This window comes from Bifidobacterium sp. UBA4282 (genome assembly GCF_002394995.1).
Taxonomy (GTDB): domain Bacteria; phylum Actinomycetota; class Actinomycetes; order Actinomycetales; family Bifidobacteriaceae; genus Bifidobacterium; species Bifidobacterium pullorum_B.
In genome coordinates, this window is the sequence record NZ_DGVO01000021.1 from 1 (window position 1) to 7863 (window position 7863).

General features: G+C 65.2%; 6 protein-coding genes. 3 read left to right on the top strand and 3 right to left on the bottom strand.

Annotation, left to right across the window (positions count from 1 at the left end; all coding sequences use genetic code 11):
• Positions 1–7 precede the first annotated feature (7 nt).
• Together B4C31_RS02870 and xseA are read right to left on the bottom strand one after the other, a co-directional pair.
• Positions 8–331, bottom strand: coding sequence for an exodeoxyribonuclease VII small subunit (locus tag B4C31_RS02870; protein ID WP_033509600.1), 324 nt, complete (start codon positions 329–331; stop codon positions 8–10).
• A gap of 50 nt (positions 332–381) precedes the next feature.
• Positions 382–1638 (bottom strand): exodeoxyribonuclease VII large subunit, encoded by a 1257-nt coding sequence (gene xseA, locus B4C31_RS02875; protein ID WP_291531269.1) that lies wholly within the window; start codon positions 1636–1638, stop codon positions 382–384.
• Positions 1639–1989: 351 nt separating this feature from the next.
• Here xseA and nrdD point away from each other — a divergent pair, with 351 nt between their 5' ends.
• Positions 1990–4374, top strand: coding sequence for an anaerobic ribonucleoside-triphosphate reductase (gene nrdD / locus B4C31_RS02880; protein WP_291531265.1), 2385 nt, complete (start codon positions 1990–1992; stop codon positions 4372–4374).
• Between the two features lie 197 nt (positions 4375–4571).
• On the top strand, positions 4572–5297 hold the full coding sequence (nrdG, locus tag B4C31_RS02885) for an anaerobic ribonucleoside-triphosphate reductase activating protein (RefSeq protein WP_291531266.1): 726 nt from the start codon (positions 4572–4574) through the stop codon (positions 5295–5297).
• A 59-nt stretch (positions 5298–5356) separates the two neighbouring features.
• Here nrdG and B4C31_RS02890 read toward each other — a convergent pair whose 3' ends face one another.
• Positions 5357–6229: a D-hexose-6-phosphate mutarotase gene (locus tag B4C31_RS02890; RefSeq protein WP_291531267.1), complete on the bottom strand. Its 873-nt coding sequence runs from the start codon at positions 6227–6229 to the stop codon at positions 5357–5359.
• A gap of 195 nt (positions 6230–6424) precedes the next feature.
• On the opposite strand from B4C31_RS02890, the gene B4C31_RS02895 reads away from it, so the two are divergent.
• Positions 6425–7863 (top strand): BadF/BadG/BcrA/BcrD ATPase family protein (locus tag B4C31_RS02895; RefSeq protein WP_291531268.1); only part of this gene is annotated, 1439 nt, incomplete at its 3' end.

The window sequence follows — 7863 nt, forward strand, 5'->3', positions numbered from 1 at the left end:
GGGGGACTCAGTCGAGATTCGACTGAGTCCCGGCCGTCTGCGCTGAGGCGGCCTGCTCGGCCTGGGCGGCGTCGAGCTTGGCGCGCACCTCGCCCAGGAGCGTCTGCGCGCGGCGGGCGAGCGCCTCGCCGATCTCCCACTGGCGCATCGACTGGTCCAGGTTCAGTCCGCCGGCTTCCAGCGCCTGCACGGCCTGGATGAGCTTGTCTCGCGCCTCCTCATACGGCATCTGCGCGATGGCCTCGCGCTCGGCATCGGTCAGCGAGGATGCGACGGCCGGTGCGGTGGCGGTCTCGGTGTCGGTTGCGTCGGTGGTGGTCTTGTCGGTCATCGGTGGGTTCCTTTCCTGTGCGAATGTTGCAGGGTGTGGTTCGGGTGGGGTCACGACTGCGTGCCTGTGGCTTCGGCCGTGACGGTGCCGCGCTTCAGTGTGATGGTCAGTGCGTCGCCGGGGGCGGCGTGCGCGGCGTCGTCCAGTACATGCCCGTCGGCGGTCTGGACGACCGCGTAGCCGCGGTTCAGCGTGGATTGCGGGCTCAATGCCGTCAGGGAGGCGTGCAGTTTCTCGACGGTCATCGTGGCGTCGTCCACGATGCGTGTCAGGCCGTGCCGCATCCGCACCACGGCGTCGTCGACGAATCGCTGGTGCGGTTCCAGCATGGTCTGCGGTTGGGTCAGGCTCGGCCGGGTGGCGTACCCCTCGATCAGGCGGGTTTCGTTGTCCACGCGGGCGCTGATTCGCATGCGCATCTGGCCGATCGCGCCGGCGATCAGCTGCCGCTGCTCATGCACGTCCGGCACGACGCGTTTGGCCGCGTCGGTGGGGGTGGAGGCGCGCAGGTCGGCGGCCAGGTCGATCAGTGTCCAATCGTCCTCGTGTCCCACGGCGGAGACGATCGGCGTGACGCAGGCGGCCGTCGCGCGGACCACGCCCTCGTCGGAGAAGCCGATGAGGTCCTCGAAGCTGCCGCCGCCGCGGGCCACGATGATCACGTCGACCTCCGGATCGGCGTCGAGCCGCTGGATCGCGGCGATGACGTCCGCCGGGCATTGCGCTCCCTGCACATGCGCGTGGACCACCTTGAACCGCACCGCCGGCCAGCGTAGGTTGACGTTCGTGATCACATCGCCCTCGGCACGCGCCTGCGGGGCGCATACCAGCCCGATGCATGCGGGGAATTCCGGCAGTGGCACCTTGTTCTCCGTGTCGAACAGCCCTTCGCCCTTGAGCCGTTTGCGCAGCTCGTCGATCTGGGCCTTGAGGTCGCCGGCGCCGATGCGGCGGATGTCGTCGGCCACAAAGCTCAGGCGCGTGGCCTTGACCCACACGTCGGCCTTGCCATGCACCACCACGCGGTCGCCCTGGCGGAAGTCGCGGGCCTTGGCCACGAAACGGCTGAAGCCCATCACCGACAGCGAGACCTCCTCGAAGTTGTCTCGTAGCGTGATGTACCCGGACGTGGAGCGGCGCATGTTGATCTCCACGATCTGCCCCTCCACCCAGGCCTCGGGCCATTTGGAGACGGCGTTGTGGTACTTCTGGCTCAGCACACTGACCGGCCAGGGGTTCTCAGCGGTGGTGTCCCGCGCCAGGCGGGGCAGCTGGTCCAGCGGCCGCGGGCCGGCGGACGTCCCCATATCCGCCGGCTGCGATGCCGCAGAACCGTATCCATAGTCAACAGTCATGCACCCAAGGTTCCTCCGGTGAACGGACAAGATGACGTGCGCGGGTCGGTGAATCAGCGGCGCGCGGAGCCCGTACGGCGAGTCTCTAATGATGATGCGGGCTGAGCCTTGTTCGGCGCAAACTGTTACCCAAATCACACAATTGTCGTTTTGGCGGAATGCTGCCGAAAATCACTACATCTAGTGTTGGGGCGGCGTGCCGCTACTAGATATCGGGGTGGGGTTGTCGTAGAGTCATGTAAGTTGAAAAAACTTCATACGTGTAATTTGCCTGCGGCGCAGGCCATAAAGGAGTGAGCGACCATGGAGACCCAGATGATGGAAGCAACGCGCACCGCCACCTCCACCGTGTTAGTGGAGAAGCGTGACGGTCGTATCGTGGATTTCGACGCGGCCAACATCATCAACGCCATCAAGGCCGCGTTCACCGATCTGAACAAGCAGGTGGGCCCGCAGCAGGAGGATCTGATCCGCGGCATCGCCGATCAGATCGAGGGCGAGATTAAGCTGCGCTACGCCGGCCCCGCCAAGATCGAGGACATCCAGAACCTCGTCGAGCACGGGCTGATCGAGAACCACCTGTATGACGTGGCCCGCGCCTACACCAGCTACCGTCTGGACCGCGACATCGAGCGCGCCAAGGCCACCGACGTCAACGAGGCCGTGTCCCGATTCATCAATCAGGACCCGACCCTGATCCACGAGAACGCGAACAAGGACTCCAACGTCTACGCCACCCAGCGCGATCTGCTGGCCGGCGCCGTGTCCAAGGCCGCCGCGTTCACCATGCTGCCGCCGGCGGTATCGAACGCGCATATGAAGGGCGACATCCACTTCCACGATGCTGATTACTCGCCGTTCACCGCGCAGTCCAACTGCTCGCTGCCGAACTTCTGGGACATGCTGGCCAACGGCTTCACGCTGGGCAACGCCCCGATGGCCAGCCCGAAGTCCATCGCCATCGCCGCCACCCAGATCACCCAGATCATGAAGGACGTGGCTTCCAGCCAGTACGGCGGCCAGACCGCCAACCGCGCCGACGAGCATCTGGCCACCTACGCCAAGAAGGATTACGAGAAGTTCCTGGAGGAGGCCCGCGAGACCATCCCCGACGGCATGCCGGTGGAGTTCGCCCGCGAGCAGGTCGAGCGTGCCAAGGCCAACGAGCCCAAGAAGCTGCACTTCGGCAACCGCGAACCGCTGCCGATGGACACCCCGTTCCACACCGACGTCGACGAGCTGGAGCAGGAGCGCGAGATCCTGGCCAAGATCCGCACCCGCAAGGCCATCTACGACGCCATGCAGACCATGGAGTACCAGATTAACTCCAACCGCGTCTCCAACGGCCAGACCCCGTTCGTGACCATCGGCTTCGGTCTGGGCACCGACTGGTTCTCCCGCGAAATCCAGCGTGCCATCCTGCTCAACCGTATCCGCGGCCTGGGCAAGGAACACCACACCGCCATCTTCCCGAAGCTGGTGTTCACGATCAAGCACGGCGTGAACGCCGACCCGGGTGACCCGAACTACGACCTGAAGCAGCTGGCGCTGGAATCCGCCACCAAGCGCATGTATCCGGATGTGGTGTTCTATGAGAACATCGTCAAGATCACCGGCAGCTTCAAGGCCCCGATGGGCTGCCGTTCCTTCCTGCAGGCCTGGACCGATCCCGAGACCGGCGAGGACGTGGAGGACGGTCGCATGAACTTGGGCGTGGTCACGGTCAATGTGCCGCGCATCGCCATCGAGTGCCACGGTGACAAGGACCGCTTCTGGAAGCTGTTCAACGAGCGCATGGAGATCGCGCACCAGGCCCTGCAGTTCCGCATCATGCGCTGCAAGCAGGCCACACCGGTCAACGCGCCCACCCTGTTCCGCTTCGGTGCCTTCGGGCGTCTGGGCGCGAACGACAATGTGGATCAGCTGTTCAAGAACGAACGCGCCACCGTGTCGCTGGGCTACATCGGCCTGTATGAGGCGACCGCCGTGTTCTACGGCAAGAACTGGATGCGCGACCACGGCTGGGATCCGGAAGGCAAGGACTTCGCCCTGTCCATCGTCAAGCGCATGAACGAACTGTGCAAGCAGTGGAGCACCGCGGAGGGGTACCACTATTCGGTGTATTCCACGCCGGCCGAATCGCTGACCGACCGCTTCAACCGCATGGATAGGGAGAAGTACGGCGAGATCGAGGGCGTGACCGACCACGACTTCTACACCAACTCCTTCCACTACCCGGTGTGGCTGCAGCCCACCCCGATGGAGAAGCTCACCTTCGAGAAGGACTTCCCGTACTACGCTTCCGGCGGCTTCATCAACTACTGCGAGTACCCGTGCCTGCAGGACAACCCGAAGGCGCTCGAAGCCGTGTGGGATTACGCCTATAACATCGGCATCGGCTACCTGGGCACCAACACCCCGATCGACCACTGCTTCGTCTGCGGGTTCCAGGGCGACTTCGAACCCACCGACGAGGGCTTCAAGTGCCCCGAGTGCGGCAACTCCGACCCGGACAAGTGCAACGTGACCAAGCGCACCTGCGGCTACCTGGGCAACCCGGTGCAGCGTCCGATGGTGCACGGCCGTCACGAGGAGATCTCGCACCGCGTCAAGCACATGAGCGGCGAAACCGGTCGCGTCACGCTCGCCGACGGAGAGACCCGCGAGTGGTTCGAGGAGACCAAGTAAGCATCCGGCATTCCCGATCATTCCCGATGACGGAACGGCCGTGGTGACGTACGCGGCAGGAGGGTGGTTCGTGGCGGCAGACCGTCGCGAACCACCCTCAGCCTTACCCGCGAATCGTCATCCAAACCACGGATGCAGCATTACGGATGCATACGGATGCACCGAGACGGCAGGCAATCAACGATGAAGGAGACGGCATGACGGACTTGCGCAGGGCCACCGAAACCACCCGCCACGACTTCGCCGCGGGGGAGACAGGCCGCGGCCCCTCCGTGCCCTCCGGTGGGCTGGCCAACGACCCGAAGGCGGGCCAGTGGGACGGCCGGCGCATGTCCAAGCGCATGATCGCCGACTACAAGACCTTCATCGTCACCGACGGCGAAGGCGTGCGCAACTCGCTGTACGTCTCCGGCTGCCCGTTCCACTGCGTGGACTGCTTCAACGCCTCGATCTGGGACTTCCAGGCCGGCCACGAGTACACGCAGGCGCTGGAGGACAGGATCATCGAGGACCTCAAGCCCGACTATGTGCAGGGCATCACCTTCCTCGGCGGCGAACCGTTGCTGGCCACGCCGGTGCTCATCCCGCTGTCACGCCGCATCCGCAGGGAGTTCGGCCACACCAAGGACATCTGGTCCTGGACCGGGTACACCTGGGAGGAGCTCATGCGCCCCGGCGAGACGCCGGATAAGCGCGAACTGCTGGAACTCATCGATGTGCTGGTCGATGGCCGGTTCATTAGGACGCTCAAGGACTCCCTGCTGCAGTTCCGAGGCAGCTCCAACCAGCGCATCCTGGACGTCCCCAAGTCGCTGGCCGCCGGGGCGCCGGTGATCTGGGCCAAGCTGCACGATCAAGAGCGCGACATCCCCGAGATCTATCTGAAGGACCGCGAGGCAGGGGAGGGCCAGCAGGCCTCCTGACTTGCTGAGCCATCGGGGCGCCGGATGACTCGGCAAGTGAAGACGGTGGAGGGTGTCGATCAGCGCACCGACAGCGTCTGCGAGAGCGTATGCGTCTGCCCCGGCGCGAGCGTCACGCTCCGGTCGAGACGGGCCACCGCCTCCACGCAGACGAAGCCGCGCCATTCGCCGACGGCCAGATCGCCCATCGCGTCGCCGGCGGCCTGGCCCGGATTCCAGACCACCGCCTGCGGTGCGCCGGCATTGATGATCTCGATTGTGCGCCCCAGCACCGGGTCGTCGATGGCGAGGGGAGCGTCGGCTTCATCCCCGCGCAGATACGTCCGGTCGACCATGCCGTCGAACGTGATCGGCTCGCCGGTCGCGGAACAGTGGGGGACACCAGGCTGCGTGTTGTCCAGATACTCGCAGGATTCCAGACCGTGCACCGCGATCCGCTCCACATCGCCCACATGCAGGTAGGTGTGTAGCGCCGCCTCGTAGGTGAGCGGTTCGTCGCCGTCGTTGGTCACGGTCAGGGTCATGGCGATCCGCTCGCCGATCTCGACGTCATAGGTCGCGTGGAAACGGGGGTGGTCGCCTGAATTGAGCTGTGCCAGCAGGTCGTCGCCGAAATCGGCGGAATCCAGCGTATACCGGACATGCCGATCGGACGAGGCATCCGCGTCGAAGGACCAGAAGGCCACGCGGCCGAACCCGTGCTTCGGCTGTTTGGATACGGGGCGTCCGCCATCCCAGCCGGTGTTGAACCAGGGGAAGATGATCGGCACGCCGCCGCGGATGGCGGTGCCCTCGTGCAGCTGGACGGCGGCGGGGCGCCAGATCACCGGGGGCTGTCCGGCGGGGGTCCATGTCAGCACATGGGCGCCATAGTCGCTGATGGAGGCGGAGGAGTCGGCATTGACCACGTCACGAAGCAGAAAAGTGTTCATGGCACCAGTATATGGTGGCGCGCGGCCGACGGGACGGATGGGATGCCGGGACAACGCCGAATGCGTTCGCCAAACGACAATGTGGGCGTTCGGGGCGTGGTTTGGGCCGGTCCCCGACTATATTACATATGGGTAACCGGGCGTATGCGGTGTTCCTGGAGACATCGTCCCGGCGCTGAATCGAACGAGGTGTACATGGTGGATACCGCGAATACCGCGGCCGAGAGGAGCGATATGAAGCCGCTGCGCGTAGGACTCGACATCGGCTCGACCACGGTGAAGGCCGTGGTGCTCGATCAGGAGGATGCGCTCGAACGTGTGTTGTTCTCCGACTATCGCCGTCATCACGCCAATGTGCGCGCCACCGTGGCCGGACTGTTGGAGGACATCCACACCACACTGGTGGGGCAGGGCCGCGGTGACGAACCGGTCCGACTGGCCATCACCGGTTCCGGCGGTCTGGCGCTCGCCGACAGCCTGCACGTACCGTTCATCCAGGAGGTCATCGCCGAGACCGAGGCGATCGACGCTGAATACCCGCAGGCCGACGTCATCATCGAGCTCGGCGGCGAGGACGCCAAGATCACCTATCTCAAGCCGACGCCGGAGCAGCGTATGAACGGCTCCTGCGCGGGCGGCACCGGCGCGTTCATCGACCAGATGTCCACGTTGCTGGACACCGACGCCGAAGGCCTCAACGAGATGGCCAAGCACTACACCACGCTGTATCCGATCGCATCCCGCTGCGGCGTGTTCGCCAAAACCGACTTGCAGCCGCTGATCAACGACGGCGCCGCCAAGCCGGATCTGGCGGCCTCCATCTTCACCGCCGTCGCCACCCAGACCATCGCCGGTCTGGCGTCCGGCCGTCCGATCCACGGCACCGTCATCTTCCTGGGCGGCCCGCTGTTCTTCATGTCCGAGCTGCGCGAGGCGTTCCATCGGGCGCTCGAAGGCAAGGTCGACGAATTCATCGTGCCGACCGACGCCCATCTGTACGTGGCGTTCGGCGCGGCTCTGCTGGCCGGGCAGCCGGAGAAGCTCGACTCCATCGAACACTTCGAGGCCCGCCCCTGCGCCGACATCCTGGCGCGTCTGGACGAACTCGAACACCTGCCGGTCAACACCCCGACGATGCCCCCGCTGTTCCCGACCGAAGCGGACCGCGAGGCCTTCAACGCCCGGCACCACCGTGAGCACGTGCACATCGGCACGTTGGAGGACGCGTCCGGCCCGCATTTCCTGGGCATCGATGCCGGATCAACCACTATCAAGGCCACGCTGGTCAACGACGACCGTGAGATCGTCTGGTCCAGCTACGCCACGAACGACGGCAGCCCGTTGACCGCGGCCATCGACATCGTCAAGCGCATCCAGTCCGAACTGCCCGAGGGCGCGTGGATCGCACGCTCCTGCGCCACCGGCTACGGCGAGGGCCTGATCACCACCGGCCTGCACCTGGACGAGGGCGTGGTCGAGACGATGGCGCACTACCGCGGTGCCGAAATGGTCAGCCCCGGCGTCACCGCCGTCATCGACATCGGCGGCCAGGACATGAAGTACCTGGCCATCACCGACGGCGTCATCGACTCGATCGCCGTCAACGAGGCCTGCTCCTCCGGCTGCGGCTCCTT